The organism is Flagellimonas sp. 389 (assembly GCF_018449435.1).
In the GTDB taxonomy this organism is placed as follows: Bacteria; Bacteroidota; Bacteroidia; order Flavobacteriales; family Flavobacteriaceae; genus Flagellimonas.
Window position 1 is genome coordinate 176,308 of record NZ_JAHCMU010000007.1, and the last position, 16,931, is coordinate 193,238.

Sequence of the window (16,931 nt, forward strand, 5' to 3'; positions counted from 1 at the left end):
ACGTTATTAGTGGTTGAACCCATGAGTTAATATAGTATGGCAAAGGAAAACTTGGAATGTTCATTTTGTGGAAGAAAAAAACCAGAGACCAATCTTTTGATTGCTGGTCTCGATGCCCATATATGCGATAGGTGCATTGAACAAGCCCACAGTATCGTTGCGGAGGAATCCAAACAATCCAAAAACCAAGATCTTTCTTCTGAGTTGGTCTTAAAGAAGCCCATGGAGATACGAGATTTCTTGGATACATTTGTAATTGGACAAGATCGCACAAAAAAAGTAATGTCCGTTGCCGTATACAACCACTACAAAAGGCTCTTACAGCCAAAAGGCAAAGAAGATGATGTAGAAATACAGAAAAGCAACCTTGTCATGGTTGGGCAAACAGGTACAGGGAAAACATTGATTGCAAAAACCATTGCACGGATGCTGAATGTTCCCTTGGCCATTGTAGATGCTACGGTACTTACTGAAGCAGGATATGTTGGGGAAGATGTTGAAAGTATCCTAACACGTTTGCTACAAGCCGCGGACTACAACCTGGAAAAGGCAGAAAGAGGAATCGTTTTTATAGACGAGATAGATAAAATTGCAAGAAAAAGTGATAATCCTTCAATTACCAGAGATGTCTCTGGGGAAGGTGTACAACAAGGTCTTCTAAAACTACTTGAGGGTACTGTAGTAAATGTACCACCAAAAGGAGGCCGTAAGCATCCTGACCAAAAGTTTATAGAGGTCAATACTGAAAATATCCTTTTCGTAGCTGGTGGTGCTTTTGATGGTATTGAGCGTATCATTACCAAACGATTGAACATGCAAGCGGTAGGGTACAGTGCTTCTAAGTTAGAGGACAACCTAGATAGCGAGAATATTCTTCAATACATTATACCCAAAGATTTAAAAGAATTTGGTCTTATTCCTGAAATCATCGGGAGGCTGCCTGTGCTAACCCACATGAATCCTTTGGATGCAAAAACTTTAAGAGCAATCTTAACGGAGCCAAAAAACGCCATTATTAAACAATATGAAAAGCTTTTTGATATGGATGGGATTTCTTTCAGTATCACCGAACAAGCTCTGACCTATATTGTAGAAAAGGCAGTAGAGTACAAACTAGGGGCCAGAGGCCTACGTTCTCTGTGCGAAGCGGTATTTACCGATGCGATGTTTACGTTACCGAGCAGTGAGGAAAAAGAATTTAAGGTTACCAAGGCTTATGCAGAAGAAAAACTATCGCACGAGACCATCAAAAAGCTAAAAGCGGTATCCTAAGAATTAAACTACTTTTTTAGTCACCTTTTCCAAAAGATTTAGGCATACCTCTGCAATAATCTTCTCATCGGAATATAGTTGATGGCCAAAATTTGATATCACATTCAAGTCCACACCAACTTTATCCGCCCATTCTGTACTTGGCTTAAAAGCATCGCATTCTCCAAAAATGAGATTCAACACGGTGTTCGGTGCTGTTTCTTCTAACCTAACTCTAGTAGGGGATATCGCAGTTAAGGATTTTATGGGTAATCCCTTTAACGCAGCTTTCCATGCAATTGTTCCACCAGTGCTAAAGGCCAAATAATGACTTGGCTGTTTTTCTTTCTGTATGAGATGTGTCACTGCAGTTTCAATACCGCCATCCACAAACGCTTTGTGTATATTTTTTTCAGTAGAAACCGGAACGTCGATATTTCCAAGTTGTTGGCAATCATAGAAGACTATGTCGTAGTACTGTTGCAAATACCCAAAATAGGAAGTAATCCAAAGTCCTTTTTTTACTCCCCACATATCTGAGATAACAACTAATTTTTCTGCCATAGTACAATTGGTATTTTTTAATTAAAAGGTTGATTGGTTTAAATTTCATCAATAAACGCAGAAAAACACTATTTAATTGTTCATCCGAAGCAATTCTTCGATGTAAGCCCTTTCATTGGAAAGTCGTGGAATCTTATGTTGCCCCCCTAATTTGCTCTTGGATTTTAGCCAATCATGGAATAAATTCTGCCGTGCAATATGAATTTTTGGCATGCGCAACGTAATATTATTGTACCGTTTCGCCTCGTAGTCGGAGTTTAATGATTTTAGTGCATTATCCAAAAATTCGGTAAAATAAGCAATATCCTTTGGTTGCTTTCTAAACTCTATGATCCATTCATGAGCTCCTTTCTCATTCTCTACCATAAAAATCGGAGCTGCGGTATAATCCATTATTTCCGCATTGGTCTTTAGACAAACTTGCTTTAGGGCTTCCTCCGCATTTTCTATAATAAGTTCTTCGCCAAAAACATTAATATGGTGCTTAGTACGTCCCGTTATTTTTATTCTATAAGGATTTTTGGATGTAAACCTAACCGTATCTCCTATATTGTAACGCCATAGACCCGCATTGGTTGTAATGATCACAGCATAATTCACACCTATTTTAACCTCCCAAAGTGGTATAACTTTTTGATTGTTTCCATAGGAATCCATAGGGATGAACTCATAAAAAATCCCATAATCCAACATCAACAATAAATCTTCAGAATTGTTTCGATCCTGAATACCAAAAAAACCTTCCGAAGCATTATAGGTCTCGTAATAATTAAATTTTTTCCGCGGCAATAATTTCTTGTACTGGTCTTTATATGGGGTAAAACTCACGCCCCCGTGAAAATACACCTCTAAATTTTCCCATACCTCAAAAAGATGGTTCTTACCTGTTTTCTCCAATACATCGTTCAACAATACCAACATCCACGAAGGAACCCCCGCCAAGCTTGTCACATTTTCACGAATGCTTTCCTGGATTATGGCCTCTAATTTTGACTCCCATTCGCTCATTAAGGAGACCTTATTGCTTGGTGTACTGCTATATTCTGCCCATAAAGGCATATTATCGATTAAAATAGCTGACAAATCACCAAAAAAGGTCCCGTTGTCCTCATAAAGTTCTTTGCTCCCACCCAATCTAAGGCTCTTGCCATTAAATAATTGGGAGTTTTCATTATTGTTCAAATACAGACAAAGCAAATCCTTGCTCGACTTATAATGGCAATCTTCCAGAGCTTCCATACTAACGGGTATGAACTTACTTTTTGCATTGGTAGTACCACTACTCTTGGCAAACCATTTTATGGTTGTGGGCCAAAACAAGTTTTGTTCCCCTCTGCGGGTCCGTTCTATGATATTGGAAATTTCTTCATATCTGGTAACCGGAACTCTATTTGCAAAATCCTCGTACTTTTTAATATCTGAAAAACCATATTGCTTACCAAGCATGGTATCTTTGGAAAAATCCACTAAATATTTTAATACCTCATCCTGCACATCTAAAGGGTATTTTAAAAAAAGTTCTATTTGATGGTAGCGTTTTTTGAGCAACCAAGATGCTATGGAGTTAAATAAGGGTATTGGCATTTTTAGGTATCTTTAACCTAGAATTATTGTTAGGTGTATTAGCTAAAATAGGCTATCTAACGTTCATTATCAAATCAGGTTTAAAACATACGTATCCCAATATGCTTTACGAAGGAGTACTCCGAAAAATGCAAACAGAAATAGGAAATCCCATTCAATACTTTTTAGTTTTTGACAACGATTTCCTGAACATGAACCAACTGTTGAACAAGGAATTACAGCTGGATTTTATAAAGTTCCAGTGTCTTAATTGCGGAAAGGACAAACCTATCTACCGACAAGGTTTTTGCAAGTCGTGTTTTTTCGAAACACCATCAGCAGGTGACTGGATCATGAAACCTGAATTGAGCACAGCTCATTTGGATAAAGAAGACCGTGATTTGGAATATGAAAAACGAGTGCAACTACAACCACATATTGTTTATTTGGCAAACTCCAGTAATGTTAAGGTAGGAGTAACCCGAAAAACCCAAGTACCAACTCGATGGATAGACCAAGGAGCGCACGAAGCCATCGAAATTGTAGAAGTTCCCAATCGCTATTTAGCCGGAATCACGGAAGTTGCTTTAAAAGATTACGTGAGCGATAAAACAAGTTGGCAAAAAATGCTGACCAACCGTATTGAAGATGTAGATTTGGTAGAGTGGCGTGACAAACTACGGGCGAATATACCAGAAGAAGCGTCTGAATATTTTTTAGAAGAAAAAACAGAGACCCATATGGATTTTCCAGTATTGGAATATCCTGAAAAAGTAAAAAGCCTTAATCTGGACAAAAACCCTAGTTATACTGGAACTTTAAAGGGCATTAAGGGACAATACCTCATCTTTGAGGATAGCACGGTTTTTAATATTCGTGGGAATGAGGGGTACTATGTTGGGCTTGGCATCAGTTGAGGATTACTCCGTTTTAGCAATATATCAACTAGACATATTTTCCCAATAAATCCGTGCTTTGAAAAAGTCAACGTTTATAGATTATCAAAATATAGAGCAATGCTAATTTTCAAACAAAACTACTTATTCGGATTTGTACTATTAGTTATTTTCTTCGGCTGCAAAACTGAGCAAAATAAAAAAAACAAGGAGCTGGAAAGAAAAATAGAGCTGAATTCAAAACATAAAGATTTTGAAAACTTAATTTCCATAGCAAGCTGTTCAGGGCCAGATATTACTTACTCCACAGAAGTACACTCCACTAAAAACGGATATACTTATTTTAAACAACAATACGGATCAGGGAAAGAGGACTACGAAGCTACCATATTTGATAAAACAAAAGGTTTTACTATAGATAAGAACGGTAATGCAATAGATACTTTATCAAAAGAATCCATAGAAATAATAAGAGGTCACGAATTTCACAAAATTCACATTACCCCAAATACATTTTTTAACGCTATCAAATTTGAAGAAGAAACACAGTACCAAGAAAAACCTTGTGAAAAATATACAGGTACGGACGTATTGAATAATCCAATAACCCTATATTACAGTAGAAAGGAAAAATTGATACTAGGGGTCAAATTATCAAACCCCAATGACACAACAGAACAAATAGAGATTAAATACAAAGAGTGGATGGAAAGTGATATTGGGAAAATAGCCAAAAAGGTTGAAATCATTCAAGGAGGAAAAGACATCTATCAATTCCATTATAAAAGTATTATAATTAATGATAAAGAATTTAGGGAGTTCTCCCTAAAAAATCATAAAGCATTTATTTCAGTAGATTGAAAGCTACTCCACTGAATCTTTTTTCTTCTTCTTTTTACCCAAAAGTCCACCTAAAATAGACTTAGCAGCTTCTTTTACAGGCTCTTTTTTGGCTTGGGCCGAATCTACTTTAGCCGTATCTTTCTTTGTACTCCCTAATAATGAACCCAATGCTTCCTTCACTCCTCCACTATTCCCTATTTTGGTAGAATCTGAATCATCGGTCTTAAATACATCACCCAATAGATCTTTTGCAGTATCCTTACCTTTATTGAGTAGCTTTTGTTTCTGTATTTCCACCAATTGGTTGGTAAGTTTTGTAACACCAGAACTTAAATCCGTGCTGACCGTTGGACTGGTATAATTTCCGCCTATGCTGGCAACCACGGGAATCGTTAAATCTTCGAGACTGTCATCGTCCAACTTGGCGATAAGCCCGTTTACTTCGCTACCTAAATATTTAGCTGGCACTTGTAGTGTAGCTTTATACTGGAGCTCCCTATCGAACGTATGGCTACCATCCACATTAACGGCAATATCCTTATAATTTAAAGTAAATGGCTCTACATTGACTGCACCATTTTTAAAGCTCAAGGCAGTTTTTAAATCACTTAGATCCAAATCTTTGGTATTCAAAAAACTTAGTTTATTATCCAAAGCAGAAAGTAAAGGTGCATTTTTAGTATCAACTTTTGTAGAAAGGAGTTCTGCAATCAATCCCCCAGATATTGTAGCCAAATTAGGTGTAAAATCTTCTTTTAGATTTCCAGAGATTTTAATGTCTGAATTCAACTTTCCCTGAAGCGCACTGGCCAAGGGTGCCAATACTTTAAACAACTCTAAAGACTGAAAAGACTCACTTATACCAAAATTGTCCATTCCCAAATCCAAATCGAACGTTGAAACTTTCTCCTTGGTGGATACTGAACCGGCAACACCTAAAACCCCTCCAAAAAGGTTCGATTTCAGGTTCTTTAACGTTGCCGTTTCATCCCTTATTACCAATGTCCCTTCAACATTTTTTAGTGTAAGGTTGTCATACAGCACGGTATTTGCCTTTGCGTCTATGGTACAATCCAAAAAAGATGGAATCTTAATTCTTTCGTTCGTGTTTGAAGATGGGGTATTTTCATCGATATTGGTTTCTTCGGTTTGCGCCTCACCTTCCTCTTCTTCTACCATAAAATCGTTCAAGGCAAATGTATTGGACGTCAATGCGAAGTTCCCTTCAACTTTTTCATCATTGAACATAAATCCCAATAAATTGGTCAGCGTCCCTGTGGTATTAAAATCTGTACTTCCAGTTTTTCCATTGAAAGAATTCAAGGAAACCGTTTGTGGGTTAAACGTAATAGCAGCCTCACTTACCATAACTGGATTCTTTAATTCTTCCGAAGCATATTCAAAGCCCCTTACATCTATCGTACCGCTTGTTTTGGTATTCTGATATTGTTTTTTCTCCAAAGAAGCCATATCAAAAGCCGTGGTAACATTGGCATTCATGATGCCTTTAAGATTATAATCAGCAGGAACAGGGTACGCCTGTGAAATATTTGCCAAGTTTATTCTACCGTCCATATGGGCATTCACTTTGGTATTGCCCAATAAATCTGTAATCTTGGAGTTTAGGTTGAACTTATCCTCATCAATGGTAAAAGACAGCTTTTTAATATCCACATAGGTATCTTCGGTTATCCCCGTAGTATTATTGATTTCCGTGTCAATAAAGACATTCCGTACCGTTTTTGGTAAATCCGGATATTTGAACGAAGCATTTTCCGAGTTCATTTTAATGCTGAACGTTGGAATATGCGTTTCATCCACAATACCCTTAAACTGTCCATTCACCTCAAAATTACCCGCGGTCTTTACATCTTCGATATTTTTTGAATAGGCTTCCGGAATGACCGCCAAAAAGTTTTTAAAGTCCGATGACGGTGTCTTAAATGTAATGTCCACTTCTTGGCTTTCTTCGTTCACCTTGATAAATCCATCAAAAACCAAGGGCAGTTGGTTCACCAAAGCCTTGTTTTCCAAAAACGAGTATTTGTTTTCTTTTAAATCGATGCCGATAAGGGCGTCCAATGAAAGCTTATTCTTATTTAAATATTTGGTGCTGTCCATTTCAAAGGACACCAAAGCATCCGTCAGCGTTTTTAATTGTGAGTTCTCTAAAGAAAGGTCACCAGTACCTGAATGGTTCATCTCAGAAATGACCAAGTGCATTCCAGTGGCAAAGTCATCATATATAATTTCTGTGTTGTTGATTTCATAAGCATCCAATGCCAAGGTAAAGTTGTTGGAAGTTTCTTCTGATACGGCAGTTGCATTCGTTTCATCTTCTATAGCAATATCGTAATTGGCATTCTCATCTTCATCTACCTTAATATGGAGTTTTGCACCATCTATTTTCAAGCTTTGAATGGCTATAGGGTCTTCTGCACTTTTAAAAAGTTCCTTGATAGACATTTTAAGTTCAATTTCTTCTGATGCAAACAATGTATCACCTTCAAAAGGGGCTTTGTTCACCAAAGAAATCTTTTTAAGTCCCACATTTGCATTGGGAAAACTTTTTATCAGACTAAGGTCAGCCTCATCAAAATCCAACGTAGCATTAATGCTATTATTGACCTTGTTCTTGATAATATCCGCTATTCTGCCTTCCAACAGAAAGGGAACAGCAGCAATCAATACAATAAAAATCAGTAGGGTTATTCCAGTAATCTTAAGGGCCTTTTTCTTCATACTTGAATATTTTGGGACAAAATAAAGAAGAAGCCGTCAATCCAAAGGTATCTCCTCCCCTATTTTTAAGTTAAATCTTTTACGTATTAGATATACGAAAAGATAGAGCAAAGGGGTATCGAAGGCTGCAATAAAGATTTTGAAAAGGAATCCGCTAACGACCAAACCGTAGAATTTATCCCATGGCAATACACCAAAAGCGCATAATAACCCTACTACGGTAACGGTATCAACCAACTGTGAGGTAAATGTGGAAAAATTATTTCTGAGCCATAGCATTTTCCCCTTGGTCACCCTTTTCCAAAAGTGATAGATAGAAATATCGATATACTGTGCAAAGAGGTAGGCCAGCATGGATGCCAATACGCCTAATGGAGATAAACCAAAAACCTTGGTGAAAGTTTCGTCATCAATTCCCGAATCGACAATAGCGGGAACTTCATTGGCGATAAAGATGATGAGCATAGAGAACACTGAAGCGAAAATACCTGCCGTGACCACCTGGTTGGCTTTCTTCTTTCCATAGATCTCAGAAATCAAATCCGTAATCAGAAACGTTATGGGGTATGGTAAAATCCCAACGGAAAGCTCGAACAAAGGAGCGCCAAAAACGGTCGTATCTCCAAAAGGTTCCCAAAAAAAGAATTTTTGAAAAATAAGATTGGAGACCACCAAAGAAGTAATGAACAATGCGCCCAAGTACAGATAAATGGAAAACGCAGCTTTCTTATCTTTTTGCGTCATTCCTTATTTAATGTTTAAGCTGAAGGGCATTTTGGCTTGAATTCCCTTTTGTTCGGTAATTTGTTTAAGCTCTTTTAAAATCTGATATGCTTCAAGACCTATTTCCTCTTGAATCAAAGCATCGCCCAATTTAGATTTAGCTCCTCCAAAATCTTCCATCAACCGTTCAAAATCAGATTTATATTTTGGATATTTTCGTATTCCGTAATCATCCAACTCGACCATCTCTGCCGCTGCCGCAATAGCATCGTCCAAGCTTCCCAATTCATCTACCAGACCATTCTCTTTTGCGTCCACTCCGCTCCAAACCCTACCTTGCGCTAAAGAATCCACTTGTGCCACGCTCATGTTCCGACCTGAAGCAACCCGTTCCAAAAATGTTTCATACGTATCTTCTATACCTTCCTTGAGTACACTTCTAAAGGTTTCGTTCATAGGCTCGAACAGCGAGTAGTCAACCGAGTTTTTATTTGTTCCTACTTGCTCTGCATTTATTCCAATATCACCCGCTAACTCATTTGCGTTGGGGATTACTCCAAAAACACCTATAGAACCGGTAATTGTAGTAGGTTCAGCAAAAATTTTATCCCCTGCAACACCTATATAATACCCTCCTGAAGCGGCAACATTTCCAAAAGAAACCACCACGGGTTTTATCGCTTTTGCCAACTCAATTTCTCTCCAGATAATATCGGATACCAATGCACTACCTCCTGGTGAATCTATACGAAGAACGATAGCTTTTACACTCTCGTTATCCACTGCTTTCTGCAAAGCAGTTGTAATCAACCCTTGCCCAATGGTCTCCTTGTTTCCCTCACCATACATTATCTCGCCCTGAGCATAGACCACGGCAATTTTATCCTTTCCTTTTCGTAACCTTTTATTTCTTGTTACCTGAATGTAATCGGTGAATTCAACATAATTAACATCAGTGTTTTCGTCCAATCCAATTTTTTCCTTGAGCAGCGCTTCATACTGATCAGCATGTAAACTACCATCAATAAGACCAGAAGCTACCGCATATGATGGCGTTCTGCCACCGAGCGTGTCCGCAATAGCGTTTAAATCTTGTTCGTTAATGTCACGGGCAGCAGAAATATCAGAAACCATGGTATCCCATAATGAAGTAATCAATTCCTTGATTTGGGCGCGGTTTTCAGAGCTCATGGTATCTGATAAAAAAGGTTCTACAGCGGCTTTGTACTTTCCATGGCGGATCACTTCCATTTTTATGCCGGTTTTTTCCTGTAAGCCTTTAAAATAAAGTACTTCTGTGGCAAGTCCTTTAAAATCCATCCCACCTACAGGATTTAAGTACATTTTATCTGCCACACTGGCCAAATAATAGTCTTTTTGGGTATAAAAGTCGGAATGGGCATAAATGAACTTCCCCGCTGATTTGAAGTCCAGTAGCGCTTTTCGTATTTCTTGGGTCTGTGCAAGACCTGCTTGTAAAAAACTTGTTGCTATACTTATTCCTTTGATTTTTTCATCACCCTTTGCAACTTCAATAGCATGCAAAATATCGTCAAGTCCGGCTTCATCACTCAACAATCCTACAAAAGGGTCGGTTTCATCACGGCCTACATAATCCTTTATAGGATTCGTAAAACGCAATTCCAAAATAGAATTATCCTTAACCACCACACCATCTTCTGCACTGCCCACTAAAGTCGCAAAAATGACAAACATCACCACCACAAGTCCGAATGCTACCAAACATCCCAAAATTGCAGCTAATAGATTTCTTAAAAATTTCATGAAAGCAACATTTTATTTTTATTCAAATATAACCATTGTTGTATTGTTTTGTTTACTTTGTTTTCTTGATTATGGATGAGACAAAAAAGACATATCTTTCTTTGGGCAGCAACATGGGGAACCGCCATTTGATGCTCCAAAAGGCAATCTTTAGTATTCGGGAAAAAGTAGGTGAGGTTGTACAAGTTTCGGCGGTATATGAAAACCCGGCAGTAGGGTTCGAGGGAGCGGATTTCTTGAATGCCTGTATCATGGTAGAAACTAAGTTCTCGCCCATAGAAGTCCTGCATACCATTTTACAGATCGAGAGCGACTTTGGCCGTGAGCGAAGGCACTCGAATGGCTACCAATCCAGAACACTGGACATTGATATTATTCTTTATGAAAGAGAAATTATTAAGACCGAAAATCTGGAGATTCCCCATCCTAGAATGGATACCAGAAATTTTGTCCTGAAACCGTTGGCCGATATTGCACCACAATACTATCACCCCATTCTTAACAAGGATATCCGCAATTTACTGCAACAATGCAAAGATCGAAGCAATGTTAAGAAATCAAAATACAAGCTGTTCAAAAACAGGTCAGCCCTTTTTTCGCAATTACAGTTTATTGCTATAGAAGGCAACATTGGCGCCGGAAAGACAACACTCTCCAAAATGATTGCCGAAGACTTTAATGCCAAATTGGTCTTGGAACGATTTGCGGACAATGCTTTTCTTCCCAAGTTCTATGAAGACAAATCCCGTTACGCCTTTCCCTTAGAAATGTCTTTTTTAGCAGATCGTTACCAACAATTTACGGATGATACCTCACAGTTCGACCTTTTCAAAAGCTTTATGGTGAGCGATTACGACATCTTTAAATCGTTGATCTTTGCAAAGATTACGCTTCAAAAAGAGGAGTTCGATTTGTACAGAAAGGTTTTCAATTTCATGTACAAAGAGGTAAAAAAGCCTGAAATCTATATTTATCTCTATCAAAACACGGAAAGATTACTGGCCAATATTAAAAAGCGGGGAAGGGACTATGAGCAAAATATAGATGCGCAATATCTGGATAAAATAAACAGAGGGTATTTAGATTTTATAAAAGGACATCCAAACCAAAATAGTATGATTTTGAATTTAGGTGATTTGGATTTTGTGAACAATCCGCAGGATTATGAAAAAGTTTTGAAACAATTGGATGAACGAATTCTTTCATCGTTGTTTTGATATTTTAAGAGAATTTTAGGGAAATGTTTGCATATAAGAAATGGTTTTGTTTTATTAGCCCTCTCTAATAGAGGAACTAACTAACTCAAACTATATGTTTAGCCCTGATTTTTCAGGGCTTTTTTGTTTTTTTGAAGATTGATTTTAGACCAAATGTCCCACACTACCACCCCTGCACTTACCGAAATATTCAAAGAATGTTTTGTCCCAAATTGAGGAATTTCCAGCACCAGATCGCTTGCGGAGACCACTTCTTGCGACACCCCTTTGACCTCGTTTCCAAAAATAAGCGCCATAGTAGATTTTTCAGCGGTATGAAAACTATTTAGCATCACCGCGTTTTCCGCCTGCTCCACAGCAATCGTTGTTATACCCATCGTTTTAAGTTCTTTGACCAGCTCCAAAGTGTCTTTTCGATATTCCCAATCCACGCTTTCAGTGGCCCCTATGGCCGTTTTTCGAATATCCTTATGAGGTGGTGTGGCGGTAATGCCACAGAGATATATTTTCTTTATCAAGAACGCATCAGCAGTTCTAAAGACCGAACCAATATTATTAAGACTGCGGATATTGTCCAAAATCAACAGAATTGGGGATTTTTCAGCTTTTTTAAAATCAGTCACATCCAACCGACCTAACTCATCATTTTCTAGTTTACGCTTCATATTTTTCAACCATTGCCCCTAAAATATCAACAATAATTCTTGGAGTACTATTAAAACGGTATTTTCGTCCTTACCCGAATTAGCAAAAATAAAAGAATAAAACCGCTTTGGCAGCTTCATCAAAAACAAAGAAAGTCACCCCTTTAATGCAGCAGTACAATGCTATCAAGACCAAACATCCTGATGCATTGCTATTGTTCAGGGTTGGTGATTTTTACGAAACCTTTGGAGAAGATGCTATTAAAGCTTCCAAGATTTTAGGAATCATTCTCACCCACCGAAACAACGGTGGTGACAAAACGGAACTGGCCGGCTTTCCACACCATTCTTTAAATACGTATCTGCCCAAGTTGGTAAAAGCAGGGCAACGCGTGGCTATCTGTGATCAGCTCGAAGACCCAAAACAGACCAAGACCATCGTAAAACGTGGCGTAACTGAGCTGGTGACGCCCGGAGTGGCCCTCAACGATGATATTTTGTCCGCAAAAAGCAACAATTTTTTATGTGCCCTGCATTTTGGACGAAAGAAATTTGGAATCTCGTTCTTGGATATTTCAACTGGAGAATTTCTAACTTCAGAGGGGTCTGCGGAACAAATGGACAAATTGCTTCAGAATTTTGCACCCAACGAGGTTTTGGTTTCCAAAAACCATAGGAAAGAGTTTTTAGAAATATTTGGGTCGCACTATCATAGTTTCTTTCTCGAAGATTGGATCTTTCAAGAAGATTATGCCCATGAAAGCTTGAACAATCATTTCAAAACAAAAAGTCTTCAAGGTTTTGGCATTGAACACCTCAATTATGGCATTGTTTCGGCTGGAGCGGTATTACATTATTTGTCCGAGACGCAACATCGGCAACTGCAGCACATCAATAAAATCCAAAGAATTGCCGAAGAGGAATATGTTTGGATGGACCGCTTCACCATTCGCAACCTTGAATTATATCAATCCAACAATATAAATGCAGTTACGCTTTTGGACGTAATCGACAAAACGATTTCCCCAATGGGCGGAAGGCTTTTAAAAAGATGGTTGGCCCTGCCCCTAAAAAATATCGATAAAATACAGCAACGCCATCAAGTAGTCTCATTCTTAAAAGAGGAAGAAGCCCCACTTGATAAAATCCAACAATGGATCAAGCAAATTGGGGACTTAGAGCGGTTAATATCAAAACTGGCCACAGGAAAAATAAACCCAAAAGAAGTTATCCAGCTTAAAAATTCTCTTGAGGCCGTTGTTCCCATAAAACAATTGGCATGTGAAAGTTTGGATGTTTCCTTGCAGGATATTGGTAAAAAATTGGATACTTGTGAAGCACTTCGCACCAAAATAAAAGAGGTGCTGAACGAAACTGCACCCGTAAATTTAGCAAAAGGCAGTACGATAGCGGAAGGATACTCTTCGGAATTGGACGAACTTAGGGATTTGGCTTTTTCGAGCAAGGATTACCTCGACAAGATGCTACAGCGAGAAACCGAGGAAACGGGAATCTCTTCGCTTAAAATAGCATCCAACAACGTTTTTGGATATTACATTGAAGTACGTAACACCCATAGGGACAAGGTACCGGAATCTTGGATACGTAAGCAAACCCTTGTCAATGCAGAACGCTACATCACTGAGGAACTAAAAGAATATGAGACCAAAATTCTTGGTGCCGAAGAGCGGATCTATAGTTTAGAGCAGCAATTGTTCGAGCAATTATTGGTTTGGATGCAGGAGTACATTGGCCCCGTTCAAAAAAATGCCCATTTGATCGCACAACTGGACTGTCTCTGCGGATTTGCCCAATTGGCAAAAGAAAATGCATATGTAAATCCAGAGATGAGCTCCTCAACAGATTTAGAAATCAAAGATGGGCGACATCCCGTTATTGAAAAACAGTTGCCGCTGGGAGAAAGCTATATTACCAATGATGTGGTCCTGAACAGGGATACACAACAGATCATTATGATTACCGGTCCAAATATGAGCGGTAAGTCCGCTATACTTCGCCAGACGGCGCTTGTTGTGCTTCTTGCCCAAATGGGAAGTTTTGTTCCTGCTTCTTCAGCCAAAATTGGGGTTGTGGACAAGATTTTTACTCGTGTGGGCGCCAGTGACAATATCTCTATGGGAGAATCTACCTTTATGGTGGAAATGAACGAGACCGCCTCTATTTTGAACAATCTTTCAGAGCGCAGTTTGGTACTCTTGGATGAGATCGGTAGGGGAACCAGTACGTATGATGGTATTTCCATAGCATGGGCCATATCAGAATACCTGCATGAGCACCCTACAAAAGCAAAAACACTTTTTGCAACACACTACCACGAGCTCAACGAAATGACGAATACGTTCGGTAGAATCAAAAATTATAATGTATCCGTAAAAGAACTGAAGAACAATGTTCTTTTCTTACGGAAACTGGTTCCCGGCGGTAGTGAGCATAGCTTTGGCATCCATGTGGCAAAAATGGCAGGAATGCCGCAACAGGTGATTCTTAAAGCCAATAAAATTCTTAAGAAACTTGAAAAATCCCATTCCAGTGAAGAAATGACGGACAAGCTGCAAGCGGCACAGAACGAGATGCAGCTTAGCTTTTTTAATTTGGACGACCCGCTTTTGGAGGAAATCAAAGAGGAGATACTGCATTTGGACATTGATACGCTCACCCCGGTTGAAGCTCTAATGAAACTCAACGAGATCAAACGGTTGTTGGGGAAAAAGAAAAAGGCAAGTTCTTGAAATTTGCCAATTCTTCCCTTGGTAAGGATACAATCGGAAAAGAAGATTTCGCAACAAGTGCGGAATGACAAACCCCAAAGAATTTTCGGATTGAAAATTCTTTGGGGTTTGCAGAAATGTATTAAATTTGCATCCGCATCGGTAAAACTGATGTTTATTGATGTTCTTTTAAAATGCGAAAATAGCTTCCCGATAGCTATCGGGAGTAGAGCATAAGATTTGAAAAGAATCTTGCTCTTATCGCTTTTTTATAAAACGCGAAAATAGCTCAGTTGGTAGAGCATCACCTTGCCAAGGTGGAGGTCGCGGGTTCGAATCCCGTTTTTCGCTCAACTTCGACTCCGCTCAGTCTACTGGAGTGGAGTTTTTTTATAAAATTTAAATACCTTATTTGGTATTTAGGCTCGAGTGGTGGAATTGGTAGACACGTTGGACTTAAAATCCAATGGCCATTGTGGCCGTGCGGGTTCAAGTCCCGCCTCGAGTACGATTAAAAAGCCTTTACTTAGTAAGGGCTTTTTTTATGGAGCAAAGCACATAAAAACGGGGCTTTGTGCACTACCTCATAAGCAAATCCCCAATTTGAACATAACAAGCCCAGTTATTCTTTGATCTTCAGATTATTTGTCTTGGTCAATAATCCTCGGGGCAAGTCCACAAAGCATTAAAACATCAAGTTCCAAATGGGTTCGTTTAAAAAATTCGTGACAATACGTGAGATCCGTGTTCGAATACGTAAGACGAAACAAGACAAAAGAACAGGCCAAACCGCGGGGAACTAAACCCAATTAGGGATCAAAGACCCCTCCCACAAAAATCCATACAAGGCATCCGTCAATCCAAAACGGCCATCCGTCAATCCACACCCTATATAAATTGGCCAGCGCCCTATTTTCGCCCAATATTAAGTTTAAAACCTAAAATCATGAAATTATTTAGACTATGTACCATTGCCATATGTGCCTTGGCACTGTGCACGATCTCTTGCTCGGACGGGGAAGATGGAACGGACGGCATTGATGGGATCGAAGGAAAAGATGGGGACAACGGCAGTAACGGGACCAATGGCGTTAATGGGCAAAACGGACAGGACGGTGTCGGTTTTGATGAACTGACAAAGTTCGGTGACATTACTGTACAGTTGGTAGGCACCCGGCCGGACGATGAACCGTTTTCCGATTCCAAAACCTATAGGTTCGCGCCCGTGGAGGCCGGCGTATTAAATTCTACAAACGATGTGCAGATCTTTCCGTTTGGGGGGGGCGCCACCTATCAATTTCAAATTGCTCGCTTCTATGCCAATCCCGATGATATCCATAACGATAACTTCATCTCCTTTTATATCCTGATCAACAATGTTGGGGAGGAAGATGAATCTTTACTTAATGCAACCATAACCATAAATAACCATGCCGTTATAGATGATGGCAAGTTCTTCATTATGAACGACTTCTTTTCATCAGGTATGCCGAACACCCTTATTCCCGAGTTCGAATTCTCCGATATGGCCTTCGACCCAGATACCAACCACCTTTCTTTTGCATATAGGCTCTTGGCAACGGCTGATGGCAACAGTTCAGAAAATGACCTGACCGTTACGGGAGCAGTGGACGTAACCCTTTTGGAACAGATCCCGCTACCGGACGACGAATAATAACCATAAAACAAAAATCATAAAACATAAGATCATGAAGCTATTAAAATTGTTGGGCATTGCCCTTTGCACCCTGTCGCTATGCACGGTTTCTTGCGCTCCCGAGGATGGAGCCGACGGAACAAACGGTATAGATGGGAACAACGGAAAGAAAGGACAGAACGGAACCAATGGCACCAATGGCGAGAACGGCGAGGACGGGGCCAACGGCACCGGTTACGGGGAACTTGCCAAATACGGCCATGTGACCATGGTGCTGGAAGGCACAAGAACGGACAATGTCGCCTTTAAGGATTCCA

Annotated in this window: 12 protein-coding genes, 2 tRNA genes and 1 pseudogene; 9 read left to right on the plus strand and 6 right to left on the minus strand. The window is 39.3% G+C overall.

The window, feature by feature from the left end; all coding sequences use genetic code 11:
• The first annotated feature begins 36 nt into the window (after positions 1–36).
• Entirely contained in the window at positions 37–1,272 is a 1,236-nt protein-coding gene (gene clpX, locus KIM67_RS08095) for an ATP-dependent Clp protease ATP-binding subunit ClpX (protein ID WP_213830830.1), read from the plus strand.
• 3 nt (positions 1,273–1,275) lie between these two features.
• Here clpX and KIM67_RS08100 read toward each other — a convergent pair whose 3' ends face one another.
• Positions 1,276–1,815: a hypothetical protein gene (locus tag KIM67_RS08100; protein WP_213830831.1), complete on the minus strand. Its 540-nt coding sequence runs from the start codon at positions 1,813–1,815 to the stop codon at positions 1,276–1,278.
• A 72-nt stretch (positions 1,816–1,887) separates the two neighbouring features.
• A complete protein-coding gene (locus KIM67_RS08105; protein WP_213830832.1) occupies positions 1,888–3,399 on the minus strand; it encodes a GH3 auxin-responsive promoter family protein in 1,512 nt (503 codons plus the stop codon).
• Between the two features lie 101 nt (positions 3,400–3,500).
• Here KIM67_RS08105 and KIM67_RS08110 point away from each other — a divergent pair, with 101 nt between their 5' ends.
• Together KIM67_RS08110 and KIM67_RS08115 are read left to right on the plus strand one after the other, a co-directional pair.
• Positions 3,501–4,295: a DUF2797 domain-containing protein gene (locus KIM67_RS08110; RefSeq protein WP_213830852.1), complete on the plus strand. Its 795-nt coding sequence runs from the start codon at positions 3,501–3,503 to the stop codon at positions 4,293–4,295.
• A gap of 99 nt (positions 4,296–4,394) precedes the next feature.
• Positions 4,395–5,135: a hypothetical protein gene (locus tag KIM67_RS08115; RefSeq protein ID WP_213830833.1), complete on the plus strand. Its 741-nt coding sequence runs from the start codon at positions 4,395–4,397 to the stop codon at positions 5,133–5,135.
• Positions 5,136–5,138: 3 nt separating this feature from the next.
• Here KIM67_RS08115 and KIM67_RS08120 read toward each other — a convergent pair whose 3' ends face one another.
• The 3 genes from KIM67_RS08120 to sppA are packed head-to-tail and all read right to left on the minus strand — an operon-like array spanning position 5,139 to position 10,367.
• Complete coding sequence (locus KIM67_RS08120) at positions 5,139–7,859, minus strand: AsmA-like C-terminal region-containing protein (RefSeq protein WP_213830834.1); 2,721 nt, start codon at positions 7,857–7,859, stop codon at positions 5,139–5,141.
• Between the two features lie 36 nt (positions 7,860–7,895).
• Positions 7,896–8,603, minus strand: a complete 708-nt coding sequence (locus tag KIM67_RS08125) for a queuosine precursor transporter (RefSeq protein ID WP_213830835.1) — start codon at positions 8,601–8,603, stop codon at positions 7,896–7,898.
• 3 nt (positions 8,604–8,606) lie between these two features.
• On the minus strand, positions 8,607–10,367 hold the full coding sequence (gene sppA, locus KIM67_RS08130; RefSeq protein WP_213830836.1) for a signal peptide peptidase SppA: 1,761 nt from the start codon (positions 10,365–10,367) through the stop codon (positions 8,607–8,609).
• Between the two features lie 71 nt (positions 10,368–10,438).
• Between sppA and folK the strand changes: the two genes are divergently transcribed.
• On the plus strand, positions 10,439–11,584 hold the full coding sequence (gene folK, locus KIM67_RS08135; protein ID WP_213830837.1) for a 2-amino-4-hydroxy-6-hydroxymethyldihydropteridine diphosphokinase: 1,146 nt from the start codon (positions 10,439–10,441) through the stop codon (positions 11,582–11,584).
• A gap of 98 nt (positions 11,585–11,682) precedes the next feature.
• Here folK and KIM67_RS08140 read toward each other — a convergent pair whose 3' ends face one another.
• The gene (locus tag KIM67_RS08140) at positions 11,683–12,249 is read right to left on the minus strand and encodes an RNA methyltransferase (protein WP_213830838.1); all 567 of its coding nucleotides are present in this window, start codon (positions 12,247–12,249) and stop codon (positions 11,683–11,685) included.
• A 146-nt stretch (positions 12,250–12,395) separates the two neighbouring features.
• Between KIM67_RS08140 and mutS the strand changes: the two genes are divergently transcribed.
• The 5 genes and pseudogenes from mutS to KIM67_RS08165 all read left to right on the plus strand — a co-directional run.
• Positions 12,396–14,978 carry a DNA mismatch repair protein MutS gene (gene mutS / locus KIM67_RS08145; protein ID WP_213830839.1) on the plus strand — a complete coding sequence of 861 codons (2,583 nt, stop codon included), beginning with the start codon at positions 12,396–12,398 and terminating at the stop codon, positions 14,976–14,978.
• A gap of 257 nt (positions 14,979–15,235) precedes the next feature.
• Positions 15,236–15,308, plus strand: a tRNA-Gly gene (locus KIM67_RS08150).
• Positions 15,309–15,380: 72 nt separating this feature from the next.
• Positions 15,381–15,465 (plus strand) — tRNA-Leu (locus KIM67_RS08155).
• 438 nt (positions 15,466–15,903) lie between these two features.
• Positions 15,904–16,632: a hypothetical protein gene (locus tag KIM67_RS08160; RefSeq protein WP_213830840.1), complete on the plus strand. Its 729-nt coding sequence runs from the start codon at positions 15,904–15,906 to the stop codon at positions 16,630–16,632.
• Between the two features lie 34 nt (positions 16,633–16,666).
• A pseudogene (locus KIM67_RS08165) lies at positions 16,667–16,931 on the plus strand (hypothetical protein); the annotation flags it as partial.

Bases quoted from the DNA above. Each gene is read 5' to 3' on its own strand.
- clpX (WP_213830830.1), top strand. From the start codon at position 37: ATGGCAAAGGAAAACTTGGAATGTTCATTTTGTGGAAGAAAAAAACCA.
- KIM67_RS08100 (WP_213830831.1), bottom strand. From the start codon at position 1,815: ATGGCAGAAAAATTAGTTGTTATCTCAGATATGTGGGGAGTAAAAAAA.
- KIM67_RS08105 (WP_213830832.1), bottom strand. From the start codon at position 3,399: ATGCCAATACCCTTATTTAACTCCATAGCATCTTGGTTGCTCAAAAAA.
- KIM67_RS08110 (WP_213830852.1), top strand. From the start codon at position 3,501: ATGCTTTACGAAGGAGTACTCCGAAAAATGCAAACAGAAATAGGAAAT.
- KIM67_RS08115 (WP_213830833.1), top strand. From the start codon at position 4,395: ATGCTAATTTTCAAACAAAACTACTTATTCGGATTTGTACTATTAGTT.
- KIM67_RS08120 (WP_213830834.1), bottom strand. From the start codon at position 7,859: ATGAAGAAAAAGGCCCTTAAGATTACTGGAATAACCCTACTGATTTTT.
- KIM67_RS08125 (WP_213830835.1), bottom strand. From the start codon at position 8,603: ATGACGCAAAAAGATAAGAAAGCTGCGTTTTCCATTTATCTGTACTTG.
- sppA (WP_213830836.1), bottom strand. From the start codon at position 10,367: ATGAAATTTTTAAGAAATCTATTAGCTGCAATTTTGGGATGTTTGGTA.
- folK (WP_213830837.1), top strand. From the start codon at position 10,439: ATGGATGAGACAAAAAAGACATATCTTTCTTTGGGCAGCAACATGGGG.
- KIM67_RS08140 (WP_213830838.1), bottom strand. From the start codon at position 12,249: ATGAAGCGTAAACTAGAAAATGATGAGTTAGGTCGGTTGGATGTGACT.
- mutS (WP_213830839.1), top strand. From the start codon at position 12,396: ATGCAGCAGTACAATGCTATCAAGACCAAACATCCTGATGCATTGCTA.
- KIM67_RS08160 (WP_213830840.1), top strand. From the start codon at position 15,904: ATGAAATTATTTAGACTATGTACCATTGCCATATGTGCCTTGGCACTG.